This is a genomic window from Arthrobacter sp. BE255, assembly GCF_031457335.1.
Lineage (GTDB): Bacteria > Actinomycetota > Actinomycetes > Actinomycetales > Micrococcaceae > Arthrobacter.
This window is the reverse complement of record NZ_JAVDWK010000001.1, coordinates 411899-434458: the sequence shown is the minus strand read 5'-3', so window position 1 is coordinate 434458 and position 22560 is coordinate 411899. Positions and strand designations below refer to the sequence as shown.

The 22560-nt window shown below is 65.5% G+C and carries 19 protein-coding genes; 6 read left to right on the top strand and 13 right to left on the bottom strand.

The window, feature by feature from the left end:
• Nucleotide 1: 1 nt before the first annotated feature.
• The 6 genes from J2X42_RS02040 to mtrA all read right to left on the bottom strand — a co-directional run bounded on the left by J2X42_RS02040 (nucleotide 2) and on the right by mtrA (nucleotide 7502).
• Complete coding sequence (locus J2X42_RS02040; protein ID WP_310161648.1) at nucleotides 2–1270, bottom strand: DNA glycosylase AlkZ-like family protein; 1269 nt, start codon at nucleotides 1268–1270, stop codon at nucleotides 2–4.
• 32 nt (nucleotides 1271–1302) lie between these two features.
• Nucleotides 1303–2028: a ribosome hibernation-promoting factor, HPF/YfiA family gene (gene hpf, locus J2X42_RS02035; RefSeq protein ID WP_310161646.1), complete on the bottom strand. Its 726-nt coding sequence runs from the start codon at nucleotides 2026–2028 to the stop codon at nucleotides 1303–1305.
• Between the two features lie 143 nt (nucleotides 2029–2171).
• Entirely contained in the window at nucleotides 2172–3113 is a 942-nt protein-coding gene (locus J2X42_RS02030) for a phosphoribosyltransferase family protein (protein WP_310161643.1), read from the bottom strand.
• A gap of 75 nt (nucleotides 3114–3188) precedes the next feature.
• A complete protein-coding gene (locus J2X42_RS02025; protein WP_310161642.1) occupies nucleotides 3189–4907 on the bottom strand; it encodes an LpqB family beta-propeller domain-containing protein in 1719 nt (572 codons plus the stop codon).
• Nucleotides 4904–6856 (bottom strand): MtrAB system histidine kinase MtrB, encoded by a 1953-nt coding sequence (gene mtrB / locus J2X42_RS02020; RefSeq protein WP_310161641.1) that lies wholly within the window; start codon nucleotides 6854–6856, stop codon nucleotides 4904–4906. The genes J2X42_RS02025 and mtrB overlap by 4 nt, the downstream gene beginning before the upstream one ends.
• The gene (gene mtrA / locus J2X42_RS02015; RefSeq protein WP_066292768.1) at nucleotides 6828–7502 is read right to left on the bottom strand and encodes an MtrAB system response regulator MtrA; all 675 of its coding nucleotides are present in this window, start codon (nucleotides 7500–7502) and stop codon (nucleotides 6828–6830) included. Before mtrA ends, mtrB begins: the two co-directional genes overlap by 29 nt.
• 210 nt (nucleotides 7503–7712) lie before the next feature.
• On the opposite strand from mtrA, the gene J2X42_RS02010 reads away from it, so the two are divergent.
• The 6 genes from J2X42_RS02010 to J2X42_RS01985 are packed head-to-tail and all read left to right on the top strand — an operon-like array spanning nucleotide 7713 to nucleotide 13854.
• Nucleotides 7713–8957, top strand: coding sequence for a hypothetical protein (locus J2X42_RS02010; protein ID WP_310161637.1), 1245 nt, complete (start codon nucleotides 7713–7715; stop codon nucleotides 8955–8957).
• Nucleotides 8947–9588: a DUF4129 domain-containing protein gene (locus J2X42_RS02005; RefSeq protein WP_310161636.1), complete on the top strand. Its 642-nt coding sequence runs from the start codon at nucleotides 8947–8949 to the stop codon at nucleotides 9586–9588. Before J2X42_RS02010 ends, J2X42_RS02005 begins: the two co-directional genes overlap by 11 nt.
• Entirely contained in the window at nucleotides 9585–10805 is a 1221-nt protein-coding gene (locus J2X42_RS02000; protein WP_310161635.1) for a DUF4350 domain-containing protein, read from the top strand. Before J2X42_RS02005 ends, J2X42_RS02000 begins: the two co-directional genes overlap by 4 nt.
• The gene (locus J2X42_RS01995; protein WP_310161633.1) at nucleotides 10802–11797 is read left to right on the top strand and encodes a MoxR family ATPase; all 996 of its coding nucleotides are present in this window, start codon (nucleotides 10802–10804) and stop codon (nucleotides 11795–11797) included. Before J2X42_RS02000 ends, J2X42_RS01995 begins: the two co-directional genes overlap by 4 nt.
• A gap of 5 nt (nucleotides 11798–11802) precedes the next feature.
• Nucleotides 11803–13095, top strand: a complete 1293-nt coding sequence (locus J2X42_RS01990; protein WP_310161631.1) for a DUF58 domain-containing protein — start codon at nucleotides 11803–11805, stop codon at nucleotides 13093–13095.
• Between the two features lie 45 nt (nucleotides 13096–13140).
• Nucleotides 13141–13854: a DUF4166 domain-containing protein gene (locus J2X42_RS01985; protein WP_310162155.1), complete on the top strand. Its 714-nt coding sequence runs from the start codon at nucleotides 13141–13143 to the stop codon at nucleotides 13852–13854.
• Between the two features lie 33 nt (nucleotides 13855–13887).
• On the opposite strand, the gene J2X42_RS01980 is transcribed toward J2X42_RS01985, so the two are convergent.
• From J2X42_RS01980 to mnmA, 7 genes are all read right to left on the bottom strand, one after another.
• Nucleotides 13888–14898 (bottom strand): hypothetical protein, encoded by a 1011-nt coding sequence (locus J2X42_RS01980; RefSeq protein ID WP_310162153.1) that lies wholly within the window; start codon nucleotides 14896–14898, stop codon nucleotides 13888–13890.
• Nucleotides 14899–14963: 65 nt separating this feature from the next.
• The gene (locus tag J2X42_RS01975; RefSeq protein ID WP_310161628.1) at nucleotides 14964–15422 is read right to left on the bottom strand and encodes a chorismate mutase; all 459 of its coding nucleotides are present in this window, start codon (nucleotides 15420–15422) and stop codon (nucleotides 14964–14966) included.
• A gap of 151 nt (nucleotides 15423–15573) precedes the next feature.
• Entirely contained in the window at nucleotides 15574–17289 is a 1716-nt protein-coding gene (locus J2X42_RS01970; RefSeq protein WP_310161627.1) for an ABC transporter ATP-binding protein, read from the bottom strand.
• Entirely contained in the window at nucleotides 17286–18293 is a 1008-nt protein-coding gene (locus J2X42_RS01965; protein ID WP_310161626.1) for an ABC transporter permease, read from the bottom strand. Before J2X42_RS01965 ends, J2X42_RS01970 begins: the two co-directional genes overlap by 4 nt.
• The gene (locus tag J2X42_RS01960; RefSeq protein WP_310161625.1) at nucleotides 18293–19375 is read right to left on the bottom strand and encodes an ABC transporter permease; all 1083 of its coding nucleotides are present in this window, start codon (nucleotides 19373–19375) and stop codon (nucleotides 18293–18295) included. The genes J2X42_RS01965 and J2X42_RS01960 overlap by 1 nt, the downstream gene beginning before the upstream one ends.
• A 95-nt stretch (nucleotides 19376–19470) precedes the next feature.
• Complete coding sequence (locus J2X42_RS01955; RefSeq protein ID WP_310161624.1) at nucleotides 19471–21108, bottom strand: ABC transporter substrate-binding protein; 1638 nt, start codon at nucleotides 21106–21108, stop codon at nucleotides 19471–19473.
• 297 nt (nucleotides 21109–21405) lie between these two features.
• Nucleotides 21406–22539, bottom strand: coding sequence for a tRNA 2-thiouridine(34) synthase MnmA (gene mnmA / locus J2X42_RS01950; protein WP_131131492.1), 1134 nt, complete (start codon nucleotides 22537–22539; stop codon nucleotides 21406–21408).
• Between the last annotated feature and the right edge of the window lie 21 nt (nucleotides 22540–22560).

Sequence of the window (22560 nt, the reverse complement as noted above, 5' to 3'; positions counted from 1 at the left end):
TCTACGGGAGAGACACAGGCCACGATGCCGGTGTTCCCTCAGAGCGGATAGCACTTCCACCCGCTCCAACCGCCGCTGCGAGGTCCCCGGCCAGGTCTCCCACCGGGCTCACCACAACGTCCCCCAGGCCCAGCCAATCAGCCATCAGTTCCAGCTCTGCTGCAAGTTCGACGGCGGTCCGCGGCGGTGCGCCCGGCTCGCCGTAGGCGGACCGGACCAGCAGCTTTCCGGCGGCGCGGTCCGCTTTGAGGTCCACCCGCGCCACGATGGCCTCGCCCAGGAGGAACGGCAAGACGTAGTAGCCGAAGCGCCGCCTGTGTTCAGGCGTGTAAATCTCGATCCGGTAGTGGAACCCAAACAGTTCCTCAAGCCTGCGCCGCTCGAAAACCAGTGAATCGAAGGGACTCAACAGCGCCCGCCCCACCGCCCTGCGCGGCATCCTGGCGTCGGCGTGGCGGAAGACCAGGCGGTCCCAGCCGGCCACAGAAACGGGCTCCAGCCTGCCGATGGCCACGAGGTGGTCCACTGCGGCTGCTGCGGGCTTGACGGGCACGCGGAAATAGTCTGCGAAACACCGCACGGTGCCGATGCCGTGAGCCTGCGCGGCAGCATCGATCAGCCGGTGCATGGATTCGGCACGGTCGCGCGGATGCCCTGCCGGATCCAGCCGGCCAGGCAGGACCCGAGGGGTCAGCGCATACCTGCGCTCGAACTGCTCGGTGCGCGACGCTGCGGAAATGATGCCAGCTTCGAACAGGTGCTCCAGTACCCTTTTGACCGCGTTCCAGTTCCATCCCCAGTTCTCGTCCCGGCGGTCTTCCACGTGCCCTATTTCCACCGTCAGTTCGGCGGCGGTCATGGCCCGTCCGCGGGCAAGGACGTCGAGGATCTTTCCGGCCACTGATTCGCGCAGCTCCGGATCCATAGCGGAAGCGCCGACCCATTTCCGCTTTTGCCACTGCAGCAGGTCGTGGAAATGCTCCGGTCGGATGTAGCTGGCTTCATGTGCCCAGTACTCCATCATGCGCCGCGGGTGGGTGCTGGACATGCGCTTCAAAATGTTGCGGTCGTAGTTGCCCAGGCGCGAGAAGAACGGAAGGTAATGGCTCCGCGAGACCACATTGACGGAATCGATCTGGACAAGCTGCAGCCGGGCAAAGGTACGGCCCACCGTCCGTGAAGTCACGGGGCCGGAGGGCCGTCCTTTGTCCAGGCCTTGGGCTGCCAGTGCGATCCGCCGCGCCTGTTCAAGGCTCAGCGTCGCCGCCACGTCAGTCCTTTCGATGGATGGTTTTCACCACCCTAGACCCTGGCAGCCTCATCGTCGGAGCGGTAGGCAAGGATCTTTTCTTCCACAACTGTTTCCCCTGGTTCGCACTCATGGTCCAGGGTGATGACGCCGTAGGTCCAGCCACGGCGGCGGTATACGACAGACGGCGTGTTGGTTGCCTTGTCCACGAACAGGTAGAAATCGTGGCCCACCAACTCCATGTTGTCCACGGCGTCGTCAAGGGAGAGAGATGCTGCAGGGAAGACCTTGCGCCTGATCAGTACGGGTGAGTCCCCGGCCGGAATGTCGTTGTCAACGTCGTAGGGCGATTTTTCAGGTGCCACGGGCACGGGTTCGCTACGGTGGCTTGCCTCGACGTAAATAGGTTCATGGGCACTTGCGGGCTCCAATGACGCGGTGGCTTCGCGGACCGCCTTGGGCGTGTGGCGGCCGTGATGGACTTTCTTGCGGTCTTTCGCACGGCGAAGCCGTTCAAGCAGCTTGTTATAGGCAAGATCGAATGCAGCGAATTTGTCTGCGGCGCTGGCTTCAGCGCGGATCACGGGCCCTCGTCCCAGGACAGTCACTTCAACGGTGAGCTGGTCGCCGGCCTGGCGGGCGTTGGTTTCCTTCGAGACCTTCGCGTCCACCCGCTGGACCTTGTCGCCAAGTGATTCGATCTTCGAGATCTTCTCACCGGCATATTCGCGGAACCGGTCAGAGACCGTCAGATTTCGTCCGCTGATCATAAACTCCATGGTGCCCTCCAAATGACTTCGGTGACACGACGGCGGCACTTCCTAGGGCCGATCTGCTTGACAGTCGAGCCCCTTTCCGAGCCGCTATCGACAGGTACATCTGTTCTTGGTACCCACAACCGACGTTAGTTCATCGCCACACGTTATTCATCCTTTCTTGGTTTATTTTTTTCTAAGTCAGGCCCCTTTCCGCCAGCTTCCGCGGATACGGTTCCGCCGCCAGCTGAATCGGGCGGGCGTGTCACGGCGAGGACCACCGCACCGGCCACAACGGCCCCGCTTTCGTGCAGTGCACGGGCCGCTTCGGCGAGCGTCGCCCCGGTGGTCAGGACGTCGTCGACGATGACGCACCGGCGGCCGGCCACGCCGTCGAGCTTCCGCCGCGGAACCCGCATCGACCCCCGGACGCGGCTGGCCCGGGCACCGCGTCCGAGGCCTTTTTGACCGCCCGGGAGGCCGCCCGGCCCTGTCCGCCGATGCGACTTCCGCAGCACATCCAGCACCGGCGCGCCCGCCAGCAGGTTCCCTGCGGCGGAAGAGCCGAGCAGGAGGTGCACCGGGCTGAAGCCCCGGCGCACGAATGCCCCGGTGCTGCTGGGGACCGGTACCAGGCAGGTGCCGGGGCTGTTGGGCACCGCAGCATGGACCGCACGGGCCAGCGCCCGTGCCAGGACCCGCCTCAGCTGGTACTGGCCGTGGCTCTTGAACGAAAGGACAGCCTGTGCGAGCTCGTCGCGGTAGACGCCTGCGGCGACAACGGGCAGTATCACGCCGCCACCGACATCCATGAGGGCCGGCGCCTGCGCTTCAGCCCTGAACGGATGCTGCGTCAGGTGCCTGACCCGCCGTTCGCAGGCTACGCAGAGGGCCAGGTCCTCCGCGCCGCAGCAGACGCAGTCAACGGGCACAGCCAGCGCCAGCAGCTCAGCGGCGGCCGCTGCCACCTGGTCGGTTGCACGCAGGAGCCGCCGGCGATGGACTCCCCTGTGCTTTGCGGGCTGCAGCGACGGCGGCCGGAGGTCAGGATCGCCAGCCAACGGGGCAACGGGGCCGCCTTGGTCCTGGCGTGGTACTGCAGAAGTCACACGTTCAGTCTGCTGCCCCGCGCACTGCCGGCGAAGGCTCGGGGCCGGCTATGTGGAAAAGTCCGGCACCGGTGGCTACCCCGGAAACGAGGGGTCGACCGGGCCCTTGAGCTGCGGCGACCAGCCGTTGCCCAGCCGCTGGAAAATGCCGTCGGAGGATTGACCGTAGATCTCCTCGGCCCCGTTGCCTGCACTGAGCGAAACGAGACCGGGCCACGGTGCCAGCTGCTGCGGCTGCCCGGAAGTCAGGGACAGCAGCTCAGGTGTGACGTTCGCTGCTGCCGAGCCCTTCATCACCGCTACAACGGTGTCGCTGACCCATACACCCTGGTCGGGGTCAGTCCCGGTTGCGAGCGTGACCGGCGTCGTCAGTTCCTTGGGTGTGCCGTCGGCGCCACGGATGATGCCGGCGACCTGAACCCGGGTTTTTCCGTTCTGTTCCGAGATCACCAGGACACGTACACCCTCACGGGAGACCCTCAGGTCCTTCACCGTCCTGCCGGCAAGCCACGACGGCGCAAGGGTGACAGTGGGAACCGCCGCGCCTTCCGCCACGCCCACGGGCCGGTAGGCCACGATTTCCGTGCCACCGGCAGCTCCCGGACCGGCAGTCCAGACCCAGTCCTGGAGGCTGAAGGTCGGATGCGTGAGTGTGCTACGGGTGGTGAGCGCCCGCGCGGGCTGCCCGGGAACCATGCTGTAGAGCGTGGTCCGGCTTTCATTCAGGAACGCCACGGTCTGTGACACCGGAGATTCAGCCGGGAAGCGCGGTCCCAGGGCAGACACCGGCTGCATGTCCGGCAGCGGAGAAATACGGTTGTTCTCGTACCGGACCAGCTCGTTGCCGCTGACCGCGATCTGCCGTGCGGGGACACCTTTGTCCTGGACAGGTGGCAGCACGGAACCGTTGTCCTCGACCCGGACCAGGTCCTGGTTGGCACGCAGCTCAACGTTGACCACGTCCGGCTGGCTGCGGAACGTCAGCGCCAGCTGGGTCTGCATCCGCAGCCTGTCCTCGGTGGAGGCCTCCGACAGCTCCTTTGCCGTGAGATCCACCTGCGCAGCGCCGGACACCACGGGGACGGATTCCCTGGCAAGTTTGATGCCCGACGGGAAGGCGCTGGCCACGGCGCCCCGGAGGTAGGGGGCCGGCCCGGCGAGAAGGGCGCTGGTCATTGCCTTGACGGTTTTGTTCTTGATGAACCAGCGGACGTCGGGAACGGCGTAGGTGAAACTCGGATCGTAGAAGTAGATCGGATACGCGCCGTAGATGACCTTGAAGGTTTCTTCCGGGATGGCTGTTCCGTCCGGAATGGCCGAGATCCGCCATTCACCGTCCACCTGGGTTAGCGTCGCCGGGATATTCTCGGTGGTGCCTTCGGGTGCCTGCGTGGCGATCCCGTCGGCGTCGACCGTATAGGCAACATCCAGCTCGTAGTTGTAGACGTTTTCGACGGCGGTGCCCACCACGCGTGCCTCGCGGTAGACCAGGGCACGCTGGTCAGGCTTCCAGGCCACGGAGGACGCCTGCGTCAGGTATTCGCGGGCTACAGCGTAGTCGTCCTCATAGCCGCTCCCGGCACGGTAGAAGTCCTCAATGATCGTCTCGGGGGCTGCGCCGGGCTGGGGCGCGGCCGGCAGGAAAACGGGTGCGTTGAGGTTCCCGGCGCTTTCGTCGGTGCTCTTGCCTACGGGCCCGGCCGTTGGTATCCGTGCACAGCCGGCGACAACCAGTACCAGCAGCACCATCAGCACCGCTGCCCTTTGGCGCCAACGCTGCTGCGGTCCTGTCATGAGGGCTCCTTGGGCGGCACGTGCACCGCGGTCTTCGATGCTGGGGACACTTCGCTGCGGGTAGTTCCGGCCGTGGCAGCCTGGGCGGCTGGGCCCGGACCGAGGACCAGGACATTCCGGTCTTCCGGTACCCCCGGCAGCACGATGTCCTCCGGTTCAAGCTGGACCGGAGACCTGTCGATCTCGTCGCCCTGCCGGAGGGGTACGGTCAGCCGGAAGTTGGCTCCGCTCCCCTTGTTTCCCCACGCCTGCAGCCAGCCGTTGTGAAGTTTGGTGTCCTCCATGGCAATGGACAACCCGAGGCCGCTGCCGCCCGTGGTCCGCGCACGGGCGGGGTCGGCGCGCCAGAACCTGTCGAACACACGCGCGGCTTCCGCCGGCGTCATGCCGATGCCCTGGTCCCTGACGGCAACTCCGACGGCGGTCTGGTTGGCAGCCACTGTAATGGTCACCGGTTTCCCCTCCCCGTGTTCCACGGCGTTGAGGATCAGGTTGCGCAGGATCCTGTCGATCCGGCGGGAATCCATCTCCACCACAATCCCGCCTGCCGGTGCCCGCAGGATGATGTCGGACCCGTATTCGGCGGCCACGGGAGCCGCGCCTTCGATGACGTGGGCGATAACCTGCAGGATGTCCTCCGGCTCCGCATCGAGCATGGCAACCCCGGCATCAAAGCGTGAAATCTCCAGGAGGTCGGACAGCAGGGACTGGAACCGCTCCACCTGGTTGTAGAGGAGTTCAGCGGAGCGCTTGTTGATGGGATCGAAGTCGTGGCGTGCGTCGAACAGCACTTCCGCGGCCATCCGGACGGTGGTCAGCGGCGTCCGCAGTTCGTGGGACACGTCCGAGACGAACCGTTGCTGCATCTGGGACAGGGTGGCGAGCTGGGTGATCTGCTCCTGCAGGCTGGCTGCCATGTGGTTGAAGGACGCGCCGAGGCGTGCCACCTCGTCCTCACCCTTAACCACCATCCGCTCCTGCAGCTGGCCCGCGGCCAGTTTTTCGGAGACGACGGCGGCATGGCTGACCGGGCTGACAACGTTGCGGGTGACGTACCAGGCAATGGCGCCGATCATCAGGACCAGGACGGCGCCGCCGGCCCAGAGCACGCTTTGGATTTCGTCGAGGGTCTGCTGCGCGGTGTTCAGGTCGTAGATCAGGTACAGCTCGTACACCGTTCCGTTAAAGGTCACTTTGTTGCCGACGGCGATGCCGGGCCGGTCTTCGGTTCCCACCGGGATGACCGTTGAGGCCCAGTACTGGTCCTTGCCGGATTCCTGGACCGCTTTGCGCAGGTCCGGCGGGATGACACTGACGGTCAGTTGGTCGGACGCCCGGGATTCCACCCAGCGGTTGCGGGGTTTCGTCTGCTGCGGCATGGCCTCAAAAACATACCGCCGCTGGATCACCGATCCCCTGCCCTCCACGGCGTTGAGGGTGTCGTAGACCAGGGTGATGACGCTGGACTGGTCGGTGACCTGGGCGCCGTCGAAGGTGTCCTGGACCTGCTTGACGTTGTACCGGGTCTCGGACTCGGCCTGGGTCAGGCGTTCCTGGAACAGGTTGTTGGCAATCTGGTTCGAGAGGTATGCGCCCACCACGGCGAACGACGTCACGGCAAGCAGCAGGGTTGTCAGCACGGTCCGGAACTGCAGCGACCGGCGCCACCGGCGGTGAAGGGATTGCGCGATGTAGCGCAGTGCGGGGAAAAACCTGCGGACTCCGGTGCTGACCAGGCGTGCAACACGCAGGCTGACAATAACTGCCCTGCGTTTCCAGATGCGGGCACGGAAGGGCAGCTGCTCGAGGCTCGCTGCCAGGGCGTCCGTATGCTCCGGGGCAACGTGATGTTCCTCCGGACGTGCAGGGTGTTCCGCTGCGGGTCCGTCCGGAGCACGCCCGCCGTCTGCTCCTGACGGGTCAGGAACCTGCTTTGTAGCCGACACCACGAACCGTCAATACTACTTCCGGGGCTTCCGGGTCCCGCTCAATCTTGGAGCGGAGCCGCTGCACATGGACGTTAACGAGCCTCGTGTCCGCGGCGTGGCGGTAGCCCCAGACCTGCTCAAGCAGGAGCTCGCGGGTAAATACCTGCCACGGTTTCCGCGCAAGGGCAACGAGGAGGTCGAACTCCAACGGGGTCAGGGAGATGCGTTCATTTCCGCGGCTCACCGTGTGGCCCGCCACGTCAATGGTGACATCGGCGATCCGGAGCGTTTCCGGCGCCTTCTGGTCGCCCGGCCTCAGCCGCGCCCGGACCCGCGCCACCAGCTCGGCCGGCTTGAACGGTTTGGGGACGTAATCGTCGGCGCCGGACTCAAGCCCGCGGACGACGTCGGAAGTGTCCGATTTGGCGGTGAGCATCACGATGGGAACGTCCGATTCGGAACGGATCTGCCGGCAGACTTCAATGCCATCCACGCCGGGAAGCATCAGGTCGAGCAGCACGAGGTCCGGCTTCGATGAACGGAAAACATCCAGCGCCTGGCCGCCGTCTGCGCAGAAGACCGGCTCGAAGCCGTCATTGCGCAGAACAATTCCGATCATTTCGGCCAGCGCTTCGTCATCGTCAACTACCAGAATGCGTGCCTTCATAGTTATATATTCCCTTATTGCCCACCCTTTGTCCTGTTGATCGCCGCCACGGCATGGCGCAACGCTATGACGCCCGACGCCTGAACTATAGGCTGGGAGCGTGCCGGCCTTGCCGGACGCCTTCGCCGCTGAACTGCGGCAACGGCGCCCGAATGCAAACGTCCGGTTCAATCCGGGGGAAGGAACAGGTTGTCACAACAGGATCCGAACATGCAGCGGCCGCCACACGGCGGCGGGCCGCCATGGCAGCCACAGCCTGGTTCCGGCCAGCCCCAGTGGGGCGCCCAGCCTGTGTGGGGTCCGCCCGCCGGCCCGGCGCATCAGCCGCAGTGGGGACAGCCGCCCTACAACCCCTACGGCGGTCCGCCGCCCTACCGGCAGCCGCAGTACATTGCCCCGCCCAAGCCCGGCATCATTCCGTTGCGGCCGCTGATGTTCGGCGAAATCATCGACGGCTCCTTCCAGACCATCAGGCGCAACGCCCGGGCAATGTTGGGAGCGGCACTGCTGGCGCAGTCCCTTGCGGTAGTCCTCACGGCCGTCCTCACCGCAGGTTCCGTCGCCTCGGCGGCTTCCCTGGAATCCTGGATCAAAAGCCTCAATGAGCAGGACATGGTCTCCATGGGCTTCACCGTCCTTGCAGCAGTCCTTCTGGTGGCGGTCCTGACCGTGTTCCTTGCGGCAGTCCTGCAGGGCGCCATGGTGGTGCCGGTGGCCCGTTCGGTCCTGAACCGCACCACAGGCTTCCGGCAGATGTGGGCGCTGGCCCGGTCCCGTGCCGGTGCGCTGATCAGGCTGGCCTGCCTGATGGTGCTGGGCTGGCTCGTGGGCGCGGCCCTGTTTGTGGGCCTGATGGTCCTCGTGATCGCCGCGTTGGGCGGAATGGGCGCACTGATCCTGATCCCGCTCGGCTTTGGCGGCATCGCCCTGTCGGTCTGGATCTACATCAAGATCCTGGTGGCGCCCGCCGCGGTGGTGATCGAGGAGCTGGGCGCCGTGGACGGACTCCGCAGATCGTGGCAGCTGACCCGGGGCAACTGGTGGCGGATTCTGGGAATCACCCTGGTGGTTTCAATCATGGTCGGCATCATCGCGCAGGTGGTGACCATCCCCGTGAGCCTGCTTCCGGGGTTCTATACATCCGTGGTTTCACCCCACGGCGGCCCTGACGAGGCAATCGCGGCAGGAGTGGCCATCGCCCTCGCAACCGCGGTCATCAGCGCCCTCGTCGGCGCCGTCGGTTATGCCTTCCAAACAGCAGTGATGGCACTGCTCTATCTGGACCTGCGGATGAGGAAGGACGGTCTGGACATCGCGCTCCTGCGCCTGATGGAATCCGGAACCGACCCCGACGGGGTTCCCGGCCGGGGCATCCCGGTATACGGCGGGCCTGCACAGGGCGGCCCGGCCCACAGCGCCAGCCCCGTTTACCGTGCCTGGCCCGATGTCCGCTGAACCTCCTGTCCTGCCCGACGCCGACGAAGCCCGCCGCTGGGCGGCCGAAGAGCTGGCCAAGCCCGAGTACCAAAGCGCCGGGCCTGGCTGGGTGGATGAACTTTGGCGCGGCTTCCTGGACTGGCTGGCCTCGCTGGAAGGCCCGTCCGGTGTAGACGGAAACGTGGCGGCGCCGCTGACCGGGGTGGTCATCGCCGTGCTCATCGCCGCCGCCATTATCGTGGCGCGTCCCCGCCTGAACGCCCGGACGAAAAATGCGGCAGAAGGGTTCGACGGCGACACGTCCGTGAGTGCCTCGGACTACCGGGGAAGCGCCGCAGCCGCGGCGGACCGGGGAGACTGGGGCACCGCCGTCGTGCACTGCTTCCGCGCGCTGGTCCGCGCGGCCGAGGACCGGAACATCCTGGACGTCCGGCCGGGCAGGACTGCGGATGAAGTGGCACGCGAACTTGCCGGCGTTTTTGTTCCCGAGGCCCGGCGGCTCGACCGGGCCGCCAGGACATTCGACCGGATCCGCTACGGGCACGGCACGGCCGGTCGCGCCGACTACGACGCCATGATTGCTCTCGATGCTTCACTGCAGTCCCTTAAGCCCGGCAGCGCCCCGGCCTACCCGGCGGTTGCCCCATGACGGCGGACCTCGGTGCCGGCACCGACGCGACGTCCGGAGATGCGCCCAGTGATCCGTCCAACGCGCCACTGCCCGCCAGGCAGTTGGGCTGGCTCCGGCGCCACCGCGGCCCGGCAGTGGCGGCAGCGGTGTTCGCCGTCGCTTTGGCGGTGACCATCTTTGCCCAGCTGGCCCCCAAAGGTGATTCGGTTCCGCTGTCCATCCACAATGCAGGGCCCGAGGGCGGCAGGGCGGTGAGCGAGATTCTGGGCCGGCACGGGGTGAAGGTAAAGAACGCCGATTCGTTTGGTGCCGCACTTGCTGCCCTCCATGCCAGCCCCGGTTCAACGCTTCTGCTGTACGACCGGAACGGCTTCCTCGACGCGTCCCAGCTGGAACGGTTGGCGGTCGAGGCGACACGTGTAGTGCTGGTCACGCCGCGGTTCAACACCCTGGGAGCGCTGGACGCCGGAATCAGCCAGGCTGGCGTGGTGCCGCGGACGTCCCCGACCCTGGAGCCCGGCTGTTGGAACGACGATGCCGAAACAGCTGGAACAGTTTCCGGGGAGTCCGGATTCCTGTACGGCGACGAGGGCGGGGGCACTGTGTGCTACCGGCCGCCGGGTTCAGAAGCCGGCCTGCTTGCGTCCACCGAAGACGGCACACTGACAGTCCTGGGAAGCACCGCCCTGATCAGCAACGCAGGACTCGGCGAGCACGGACATTCAGCCCTAGCACTCCGGACGTTGGGCGGTACCGGGGATCTGGTCTGGTACCTGCCCGGCCTCGGCGACGTGAATGGTGCCGGGTCCCCGCAAACGCTCAGCGAACTCGCCCCCGGCTGGGTGCCGTTCCTCGGACCGTGGCTGGTCTTCGTCGCCGTCCTGGCCATGGTCTGGCGCGGCCGCCGCTTTGGTCCACTGGTCTTTGAACCATTGCCCGTAGTGGTCAAGGCCGCGGAAACGGCCGAGGGCCGGGCCCGGCTCTACCACGATTCGCACGCGGTGGACCGTGCCAGGGACAACCTCAGGGCAGGCACCCTGGTCAGGCTGGCGAAGGAACTCAGGCTGGGACCTGACGCCTCGGCCGACGACGTTGCCGTGGCCGTGGCGCGTCTTGTGAACCGGCCGGAGGACAGCATCCGGGAACTGATCAATGAACGGCCCCCGAACGAAGCCAGGCTGGTGCGATGGTCCCAGGAGCTGGACGAACTAGAGAATGAGGTAGGGACCCGATGAACGAACAGCTCCGCGGCCCCCGGATCCTGGAACCCATGCACCACGATCCCGCCCGGCAGGCTCTCCTGGATGTCCGGAACGAAGTGGCCAAGGCCGTGGTTGGCCAGGACTCCACCGTCACCGGGATGCTGATAGCCCTGCTCGCCCAGGGACATGTGCTGCTCGAGGGTGTGCCGGGCGTGGCCAAGACGCTCCTGGTGCGTGCCCTCTCCGCGTCGCTGAGCCTGGACACCAAAAGGGTGCAGTTCACGCCGGACCTGATGCCCGGCGATGTCACCGGATCGCTGGTGTATGACTCGCACACCTCCGGGTTCAGCTTCCGCGAAGGACCGGTCTTCACCAATATCCTGCTCGCGGACGAAATCAACCGCACACCCCCCAAAACGCAGGCGTCCCTGCTGGAAGCCATGGAAGAGCGGCAGGTCTCGGTGGACGGAGTGTCACGGCCACTACCCGCACCGTTCCTCGTGGCGGCCACACAGAATCCGGTGGAATACGAAGGCACGTACCCGCTCCCTGAAGCCCAGCTGGACCGCTTCCTGCTCAAGCTCACCATGCCCCTTCCGAACCGTACGGAGGAGATGGAGGTCATCCGCCGGCACGCAACAGGGTTCAGCCCCCGGGACCTGGCCGGCGCCGGTGTCCGGGCAGTCGCCGGCGCGCGGGACCTTGAGCGCGCGCGCCAGGCCGTCGCCAACGTTGCCGTCGAACCCGAAATCATCGGCTACATTGTGGACCTCGTCCGTGCCACCAGGTCTGCGCCTTCATTCCAGCTGGGCGTTTCCCCCCGCGGCGCCACAGCCCTCCTGAACACTTCGCGTGCCTGGGCCTGGTTGTCCGGCCGGAGCTTCATCACCCCGGACGACGTCAAGGCATTGGCGTTGCCCTGCCTGCGGCACCGGGTGGCACTGCATCCTGAAGCACAGATGGACGGCGTCCGGGCGGATGACGTCCTGACCAGCATCCTGGCCTCAGTGCCCGTCCCCCGCTGACCGGGATGGCATTATCCGGGCGTTTTGTGGTCCTGGCCCTGCTGGGGCTGGTGCCGGTGCTGCTGCTGCCCGGGTGGTGGACAGTACTGGGCGTCATCGCGGTGCTGGCGGCGCTTCTGGGCCTCGAACTCGGCCTGGCGGCATCCTTGCGCACCATCGAGGTCCAGCGCGCTGATCCCGGACATGTGGCCCTCAACGGCACCGCCCACTCGGTCCTGACGGTCAGCAACCAGGGCGGGCGCCGGCTCCGCGGGCTCATCCGGGATGCCTGGCAGCCCTCTGCCGGGGCGCAGAACGCTGTCCGGCCGTTGGACATCCCGGCCGGCGAGCGCCGCCGCGCCGACGTGACACTCCGCCCGGTCCGGCGGGGCGACTTGAAGGCCCCGCACGTCACGATCCGTTCCTATGGGCCGTTCCGCCTTGCAGCCCGCCAGCGCACGGTACCGTGCCCGGGCACCCTCCGCGTCCTGCCCCCGTTCCACTCCCGCCGTCACCTGCCGTCCAAACTGCGGAAACTGCGGGAACTCGACGGCAAAGCGGCCGTGCAGATCCGGGGCGCAGGCACCGAGTTCGACTCGCTCCGGGACTATGTGCGCGGTGACGACGTCCGCTCGATTGACTGGCGGGCAACCGCCCGGCGTTCCGCCGTCGTGGTCCGTACCTGGCGGCCGGAACGCGACCGGCGCGTGGTCATTGTGCTGGACACTTCCCGCACCTCGGCGGCACGGATCGACGACGAGCCACGCCTGGACACCGGCATGGAGGCCGCCCTCCTGCTGGCCGTCCTGGCCGAACGCGGCGGTGACCGGGTAGATTTCCTGGCCTTCGACCGGCGCCCCCGGGCGCGGGCGGGATCGGCGGCGTCGGGGAACCTCCTGGGCCAGCTGGTGCAGGCAATGGCCCCCCTCGAAGCCGAATTGATCGAAATGGACTGGCAGGGCATCCCGGGCCAGGTCAGGGCCGTCTCGGCGCACCGGTCGCTGGTGGTCCTCCTGACGTCCCTCGACGGCGGTGCCCCGGAGGAAGGGCTAATCCCCGTGGCCACCCGGCTGTCCCGCCAGCATGTTGTGGTGGTGGCAGCGGTACGTGATCCGCTGCTGGGACAAATGCTCACCGAACGGGACACCGCCGCCGGGGTGTTCCGGGCCGCTGCCGCCGAACGGGCCCTGCTGGAGCGCGAAGCCATCAGCGTCCAGCTCCGCCAGCACGGCGTGGAAGTGGTGGACGCGGAACCGCTGCAACTGCCGCCGCGGCTGGCGGACATGTACATCCGGCTGAAGGCTGCAGGTAGATTATGAGATCACGGACAGCGCCGGCGCCCGTCCAGCCATCAGGAGGTCATGATGAATGTTCCCATCTACCGGCAGGCCCTGGGTGCGGATTTCGACCGGCTGCAGCCTGAACTCCAGGACTACTTTTCACTGGTGCCCGGTTCAGGACAGTACGGCATCGGAGAGGGCGTGTTCGACGTCGTCGGCTGCAGGCAGCGCTGGCTGCAGCCGCTGCTGAAACTGACCTCCGGGGAGGAAGCGTTCTTCCCCGAGTACGGCGAGCGCATTCCGTTCCGGATTGAAAACCATGCCCACGAGGATCCCTTCGGACGCTCAAGCCTGACGGCCCGGCGCGAGATCCGGTTCCCCGGCCGGACCCGGATCTTCCAGGACACCACCAGCGTGGCCGACACAACGGACGGCCCCCGGCTGGTGGACTACGTGGGAAAGTACCGCAGGCTGGTGACCGACCTGAACCTCAGCGTCACGCCGGCGGGCCGGCTCAGGGGTGTCTCCGAGGCCTCACGGCTGTTCCTCGGCGAGTTCCGGATCCCGCTTCCCCAGGCACTCGACGCCAAAGCGTACGCCGAACAGTGGTGGGACCCGGCTGGCGGGGAACACGGCAAACACCGGATCCAGGTGAAAGTCATCCAGCCGCAGATCGGCCTGGTCCTGGTGTACGCGGGCAGCTTCGACTACCGGCTGCGCCCCTACTCCGGCGGCAGCTCCGCCCGGAGCTTCCTGCCCCGCTACGCGCACCCTGAGCGCTGGGAGGCCCGGACCTGACAGGCCGGCCGCCCGTCAGACGCGGGACCTGACCTAGCGCAGCGCCAGCTGGTTCAGGCCGTCGGCCACCTGGGTAAGGCGGGTGAGCACGGCGGTGGCAGACGCCGGGGATTGTCCGGCGAGGCCGGTGGATGGCGTGACCCGCAAGGTGCGCAAGGACGACGCCGGCAGGCCCAGTTGGTGCCACGGCCTCGAAACGGATTCGACGACGTCGGCAACCCTGGGCAGGGTGCCAGGCCTGATGTCCAACGCACCGGCCCAAAGACGTTTGCCATCCTCAACGGCGCCGGCGAGCTGCTCCCACTGGCGCGACGTCAGGGCTTTGAGGGGCACGGCAATGCCATCCGCGCCGGCGGCGAGGATCCGTTCGAACGGGGCCTCAATCTCCGGTACGGCAACAATGATCTCCGCGGCACCGGCCTCCCGAAGGGCAGAAACCACCAGGCCCCACGACTCCGTGGCCTCCTGCCCGGCCACTGCACGCAGGGTGCGGTACCCGCTGGACGTCGGAATGGTGCCGGCCAGCACGGCAGCGATGTCGGGCTCGTCGATCTGGACCACCAGCCGGGCACCGGGCACGGCCGCGGAAACCCGGGACAGGTAGCTTCCCACCCCGGCGGCGAGGGAGGCTGCCACATCGCGGCGGGCACCGTAGTCAAGGAGGGCGCGTTCGCCGTTATGCAGGTGGATGCCTGCTGCGAGCGTCATCGGCCCCACCAGCTGTACCTTCAGCTCACCGGCCGGGGTGTCTTCAGCCCCGGCGACGTCCGCGAGGACATTGATATCCGTCGACAACGCCGAAGCGGCCCGCCGGAAGTCCTTGCCGGGCCGGTCCACCAGCCGCCAGCCGAAGGGCTGGACATCCACGGCCATCTCGACCAGGAGCGACGCAGTCCGGCCCAGCGCATCGGAGCCCACCCCCCGGTCCGGGAGTTCGGCGAGGAACGGCAGGTGCGGGCTGCCGAGTTCCCCACGGATGATACGCGCGGCCTCGGCGGGGTCCTCCCCCGGCCACGCACCCAGCCCGGTAGCGGTGACCTCCAGCGGTCCGGCGTCCGCGGGGTTTGGTTCGGCTTCGTTCGGGTTTGGTTCCTGCCGGCTGGTTACCCTCACGCTACGACGGACGCCTGGGGCCCGGACGGGATACCGGCCTCACGGGAGGCCTGACCTGCCCGGTCTGCTTCCTGGTTTCCGGCGGCCGCCTGGTGGTCCTCTGCGATGGCCTCGTGGTGGCGGATGACTTCGCCGATGATGAAGTTCAGGAACTTCTCCGCGAAGGCCGGATCGAGGTGGGCGTCCTCGGCCAGGCGCCGCAGCCGGGCAATCTGGGCCGTTTCCCGGCCGGGATCACCTGCCGGGAGGCGGTGGGCGGCCTTCAGGAAGCCGACTTTCTGCGTGGCCTTGAAGCGCTCCGCCAGAAGGTAGACCAGGGTGGCATCGATGTTGTCGATGCTGGAGCGGATGGACAGCAGTTCCGCCATCACCGAGTTGTCCACCTGTCCGGCCAGCGAGCTGGCGGCGGCGTCGTAGGATTCGGAATCAGGAACGTCGTGGTTGTGCTGCGTCATGGTCCAAGTCTATGGGCAGGCGCGGAAAACCCTTGCGGTGTTAAGCACCCGCCGCAACCATCCCGCCGTCGGACTTCCGTGCAGCGGACGGTGCCGCGGACGGACACTCCAGCATTCCCCAGGCCGGGTGTCCGTCCGCGTCCGCGGATTATCAGATTCCGAGCAGTGCCCGGTGTTCTTCCCGGCGCCGGGCCTGTTCGTCCGGATCAGGGACCGGGAGGGAGGCGATGAGCCGTTTGGTGTAATCGTGCTGCGGCGCCCCCATGACCTGGCTGCCGATCCCCTGTTCCACGAGTTTGCCCTTGTACAGGACTCCGATCCATTCCGACAGGATGTCCACCACGGCGAGATCGTGGCTGATGAACAGTGCCGCGAAACCGAATTCGGCCTGGATCTCCTTGAAGAGTTCCAGGACCTTGGCCTGCACCGAGACGTCCAGGGCAGACGTCGGTTCATCCGCGATCAGCAGCTTCGGGTTCAGGATGAGCGCCCGCGCAAGGGAGGCCCGCTGGCGTTGCCCGCCGGAGAGCTCGTGCGGGTACCTTGCCGCGTACGACGCCGGCAACTGGACTGACTCGAGCAGCTCACCGACGCGTTTGCGCGCCTGCGCCGGGCTCGGGCTGGTGTGGATCATCATCGGCTCCGCGACGCAGTCCCCGATGGTCAGCTGCGGGTTGAAGGACGCGGCAGGGTCCTGGAAAACGAAGCCGATATCCTTCCGCAGCGGCTTGAACGTACGCTCCTTCAGATTCAGCATTTCGTAGCCCAGCACCTTCAGGCTGCCGCCCGTTGTCCGGTTCAGCCCCGCAATGGCCCGGCCAATGGTGGTTTTTCCGGAACCCGACTCGCCCACAAGCCCGAAAACTTCGCCTTCGGACACGGTGAAGCTGACGCCGTCAACGGCTTTGAAGGAGGGGGTTCCCAGCCGGCCCGGGTACTCGATGGTCAGGTCCTTCGCCTCCACCAGGACCTTCGCCTGTTGATGGGCGCGTACCGTCATGCCTTCCGACGCGGAATTGTGCCCCAGGTGGGGCACAGCGGCCAGCAGCTTTTGGGTGTAGTCCTGCTTTGGCTCGGCGAACAAAACCCGCACCGGCGCCTCTTCAACGACGTCTCCCTGATACATCACCACGACGCGGTCGGCGAGGTCAGCCACCACGCCCATGTTGTGGGTGATCAGCACAATCGAGGTCCCGTACTTGTCCCTGAGGTCCCGCAGCAACTGCAGGATTTCCGCCTGGACAGTGACGTCCAGGGCAGTGGTGGGTTCATCGGCCACAATCAGCCCGGGGTTCAGTGCGAGCGCGGCGGCGATAACAACGCGCTGCTTCTGGCCGCCTGAGAACTGGTGCGGATAGTAGTTGACCCTGTGTTCAGGATCGGGGATCCCCACTTTGCGCAGCGCCTCGATGGCACGGGCCTTCGCCTCTTTGCCGGAGACGCGCTTTCCTCCGTCGCCGCCGGCATGGGCACGGATGCCCTCGGCAATCTGCCAGCCCACCGTAAACACGGGGTTCAGGGCCGTTGAAGGCTCCTGGAACACCATGGCCACATCGCGGCCCCGGATCTGCCGCAGTTTCGCTGCACTGACGCTGATGACGTTGTTTCCGTTGATCAGCACGGCGCCGCCGCTGGTGGCAGTTTCGGGGAGCAGCCCAAGAATGGTTTTGGCGGTCACCGTCTTGCCGGAGCCTGATTCACCCACGATGGCCAGCACTTCGCCGGCCTTCACTTGCAGGCTGACGTCCTTGACGGCGTATACATCGCCGCCGTCCGTGGCGAAGGTGACTTTGAGGTGGTCGATGTCCAGGACCGGGTTGTTTTCCGGCCTGGACTGGTCCGATACAGATCCAAGGTTGATGGTCATGATCCTCTCACTTCGGCTGCGATGGCAGCCTGCGCCCCGGGCGTTGAACCCGGGCCGCCCTTGCCTGCCGCCTTGCGCCCGCGCAGGCGCGGATCGTTCAGGTCGTTGATGCTTTCTCCTACCAGGGTGAGGCCGACCACCGTCAAGACTATGGCCAGGCCAGGGAAGACTCCGGTCCACCAAATGCCGGACGAGGCATCGGACATCGCCTTGTTCAGGTCAAAGCCCCACTCGGAGGCGGAGCTCGGCTCGATACCAAAGCCAAGGAAGCCCAGACCTGCCAAAGTGAGGATGGCCTCAGAGGCGTTGAGCGTGAACATCAGAGGCAGGGTCCGGGTGGCGTTGGAAAGAATGTGCCGGCCGATAATCCTGGCACTGGAGGCACCAACAACCTGGGCTGATTCCACAAACGGTTCAGCCTTGAGCCGGATGGTTTCGGCACGGATCACCCGGAAATACTGCGGCACGAACACTGCCGTGATGGCGAACCCGCAAGCGAAGATTCCGCCCCAGAATCCGGACTGCCCCTTGTTGATCGCAATCGACATGACAATGGCCACGAGGAGCGTCGGGAAGGCGTAGATTGCGTCCGCAATTACGACCAGCACACGGTCCAGCCAGCCACCGAAGTAGCCGCTCACCAGTCCGAGGAACACCCCCAGGAAGATGGACATCAGCACGGCAGCAACAATGACCGCCAGGGCTGTCTGCGATCCCCAGACCACCCGTGACAGGACGTCATAGCCACCCACTGTTGTTCCCAGCAGATGTTTGCCACCGGGTTCGGCCTGCGCCGGGAACGAACCGTCGCCGTCGGAAATCTGGGAGTAGCTGTAAGGTGCCAGCAGTGGCGCGAAGACCGCGGCCAACACAAAAACTCCGCACAGCACAACGCCGATGAGCAGCATCGTCCGCTGCAGGCCAACGCTTTGGCGGATGTGGGACGAGACGGGGAGCCTGTCCAGCAACGACTTCCTGGTCGGTTTGAGTTCTGCTGTGCTCATCAGTACCTCACCCGCGGATCAATGAGGGCCGCAGCAATGTCCACCACAAAATTGGTGATAGCCACGATGACAGCCAGCAGCATCACGATGCCCTGGACGGCCACAAAGTCACGCGCAGTGAGGTATTGCGCCAACTGATAGCCCAGGCCTTTCCACTCGAAGGTCGTTTCAGTCAATACCGCCCCGCCCAGAAGCAGGGCAATCTGCAAGCCCATGACGGTGATGATGGGGATAAGCGCCGGCTTGTAGGCGTGCTTTGTCACGAGCCGGTATTCGCTGACGCCACGGGACCGGCCTGCCTCAACGTAGTCCTTGCCCAGCGTGCCGATCACGTTAGCGCGGACAAGTCGGAGGAACACGCCGGCGGTCAGAAGGCCCAGCGCGACGGCCGGGAGGACTGCGTGGTGGACGATGTCCGAAAAGGCCGCAAGATCACCGCTTCGCAGGGCGTCCAGCCAGTAGATGCCGGTGGGCGCTGCCAACCTCGACATCGCCAATTCGGTTGTGGTGGAAGCGCGGCCGGCTACCGGGAACCAGCCCAGGCCCACGGAAAAAGTCAGCTTCAGCAGCAGGCCTGCAAAGAAGACGGGGGTGGCGTAGCAAAGGATGGCGAACATCCGCAGGAAGGCGTCCGAGACCTTGTCACGTTTGTGGGCGGCGAACATTCCGAGCGGTATTCCTACGAGCAACGCCACCACGACGGCATTGATGCTCAGTTCCAGTGTGGCGGCGCCAAACTTAACGAGCATTTCGGCGACGGACCTGCCGTCGGAGATAGTGCGGCCGAAGTTGCCGGTGGCGATGTTGCCGAGGTACTCGATGTACTGAATGAAGAGGTTCCGGTCGTAGCCGGCCTGGTGCACCAGGGCATCAATCTGCTCCTGCGGAAGCCGTCCTCCCTGGGCCGCGGTGATGGGATCGCCAGTGATCCGCATCAGGAAAAAAACAAGGGTGACGAGGATGAAGATCGTGGGGAAGATCAGCAGGAAGCGAACCAGGATGTACTTCCCGAGGCCACCTCCCGCGGATTTGGATTTGGGGGGCGCAACCGTTGGCGGCGGCGCATCAATTATTGTGGCCATGCTGTCCCTGCTTGGTCTGGATCTAGAAATTGTGTAGCCAACACGTAGGAGGCAGGGCCGGCCGGCCCCACCTCCTCACGCGGGTTTACCGGGTGCTACTTGGAAACCGTGCCGAGCCGGAACTTGAATGACGCATCCAGGGTGGAATCCACGCCCTTCACATTGGTCCGGGACACGGCCACCTGGGCACCTTGGAGCAACGGCAGGGTGGAGATGTCCTTGGCCAGCAGGTTCTGGACGTCCTGGATTGCCTTCTCACGTTCTGACTTGTCCGCGGTGACCAGCTGCTTGGCGATCAACTTATCGACCTCAGCGTTTGCGTAGTGGTTGTTCATGAAGCCGCCCTTGGGGAAGAAGGGGGTCAGGTAGTTGTCCGCGTCGCTGAAATCGGGGAACCAGCCGAGCTGGAAGACGGGGTAGCTGTCCTTCTTCGATGCCGAGTTGTAGGTCACCCATTCAGTGGACTGGAGGTCCACCTTGAATAGGCCGCTCTTTTCCAGCTGGTCCTTGACCATGGCGTACTCGTCACCGGATGACTTGCCGTAGTGGTCAGGGTTGTATTGCAGCTTGATGGTCACCGGGCCGGTGATGCCGGCGTCGGACAGGACCTTCTTGGCCTTGTCCAGGCTGGGCTTGCCTGAGCCGTCCCCATAAGCCTGCTTGAAGGACTCATTGGCGCCGGCAAATCCGGACGGGACGTTGGACCACATGGGCAGGTACGTGCCTTTGTAGACCTGCTCCGAAATGGCCTGGCGGTCGATGAGGTTGGCTGTGGCCTGGCGGACGGCAAGCGCCTTCTTCGGATCCGCTTCCGGGGTCTTGGCGCCGTACGGCATGGTGTCGTAGTTGAAGACGATGTACCGCATCTCGCCGCCGGGTCCGATGTTGACCTTGACGTTCGAGTCCTTCTTCAGGTCATCGATGTCCGTGGCGCTGAGGCTGCGGTTGGCAACGTCGATCTGGCCGCCCTTGATCTCCAGCTTCATGTTGGTCTGGTCGGTGTAGTACTTGATGGTGGCACCGGCGTTGGCGGGCTTGCCGAGCACTCCCTTATAGTCCGGCCAGGCCTTCAGGCTCACCAGAGTGTTCTTGTTGAAGGAGTCGATCGTGTACTGGCCGTAGAAGGCGTTCGCTTTGACAATTTCCTCGTCGGTGAGGAGCTTGTCTGCCGGGAAGACTTCGTCGTCCACGATCGGCGCGGCCGGGCTGGTCAGGATCTGCGCGAATGTTTGGTCGTTGGCCTGCTTGAGCGTGAACACCACGGTGCTGGCGTCAGGCGTGGCAATGGACTCGATGTTGGTCAACAGCGAAGCAGGGCCGTTGGGATCGTTGATCTTAAGCTGGCGGTCAAACGAGAACTTGACGTCCTTGGAATCCAGCACGTGTCCGTTGGCCCATTTGAGGTCGCTCTTCAGCTTGACCGTGAATTCGGTGGGCTTGGTGAACGAAGCCGATTCGGCCAGGTCCGGCACAGGCTCGGCGCCGCCGGGCTTGGAGTTCAGCAAGAACGAGTAAATCTGGTTCATCACCATGAACGAACCGTTGTCGTACGAACCTGCCGGGTCCAGGGACGTGACCTTGTCCGTGGTGCCATACGCAATGACGCTGCTGGCGGTCCCCGAAGTTGTGCTGCTGCCGCCGCCACCTGATGGGCCCGTGCAGGCCGTCAACGCGAAAGCGGAAATGCCTGCGAGCGCGATTGCGCTCCGCAAGGCCTTGGTGCTCTTGGTCATCTGTGAACTTTCTGTTCGATGAGTACGCGCTCGCCGCCCGCTAATGGGTGTATTTGCTTGAGCGGGCAGCGCGCTGTCCTGATGCCTAGATTCAATCAGACCAGAACGCGGTGAATCGATTCACCCTGTGAGTTGAGACACAAAATTTACCTGATTGGGTTGCCGCTCTCACTTTTGTGCCGCAGCCGGAGGAAAGGGCCACACAAAAACAGCGCGAACGTACAGTTGAGGCCCCAACCGACGGGACGGTTTGGGGCCTCAACTGTACGTTCGCGCTGTCTGCAGGCTGCCGGGCGGTCAGAGCTCCGCGCGCTGCAGGGACCGGGCGGCGTCTATGGTGGCCTGGCCAAGCACGCGGCTGCCCTGGTACAGGACAACGGTCTGGCCCGGGGCGACGCCGCGGAGCGGGTCGGTCAGCGTCACCACCAGTTGTCCGGCAGCACCGTCCGCCGACGGGCTTTCCATCCGTGCCGTCGCGGGGACGGGGTCTCCGTGCGCGCGGACCTGGGCGTAGCAGTCGAAGTCTTCACCCGTGGCGATTTCGGCGATGGGAAGGCCAGCCCACGACACCTTGATGCCGCGGATTTCGTCAATGGCCAGCAGGGCCTCCGGACCCACCACCACCTTGTTTTCCTTCGGCCTGATTTCCAGCACAAAGCGGGGCTTTCCGTCAGCCGCCGGGGTGCCCAGCTTCAGGCCCCTGCGCTGTCCCACCGTGAACGCGTTGGCGCCGGGGTGTTCCCCGACCTTGGTGCCGGTCTCGTCGACAATGTCGCCGGTGGTCATGTCGATCTTCTCGGCCAGCCAGCCGGCGGTGTCACCGTCGGGGATGAAGCAGATGTCGTGGCTGTCCGGCTTGTTGGCCACGGACAGCCCGCGCCGTTCGGCTTCCGCCCGGACTTCGGCTTTCGAAGGGGTGTCGGCCAGCGGGAACATGGAGTGCTTGAGCTGTTCGTGGGTGAGGACACCCAGGACGTAGCTCTGGTCCTTGGCCCAGTCCGCGGCGCGGTGAAGTTCGGGGTTGCCCTCGGCGTCTGTGATCACCTTGGCGTAGTGCCCGGTGCAGACTGCGTCAAAGCCAAGCGCGATGGCCTTTTCCAGGAGTGCCGCGAACTTGATGCGCTCGTTGCAGCGCATGCACGGATTCGGTGTGCGGCCGGCAGCATACTCGTCAATGAAGTCCTGGACCACGTCCTCCTTGAAGCGCTCGGAGAAGTCCCAAACGTAGTACGGGATTCCGAGCACGTCGCACGCACGCCAGGCGTCACGGGAGTCTTCGATGGTGCAGCAGCCGCGGCTGCCTGTCCGCAGCGTGCCGGGCATCCGGGACAGCGCCAGGTGGACGCCGACGACGTCGTGTCCTGCCTCGACGGCACGTGCTGCGGCAACGGCGGAATCGACTCCGCCGCTCATGGCTGCTAGAACTCGCATGCTGGCTTTCCGTTGGTTAAA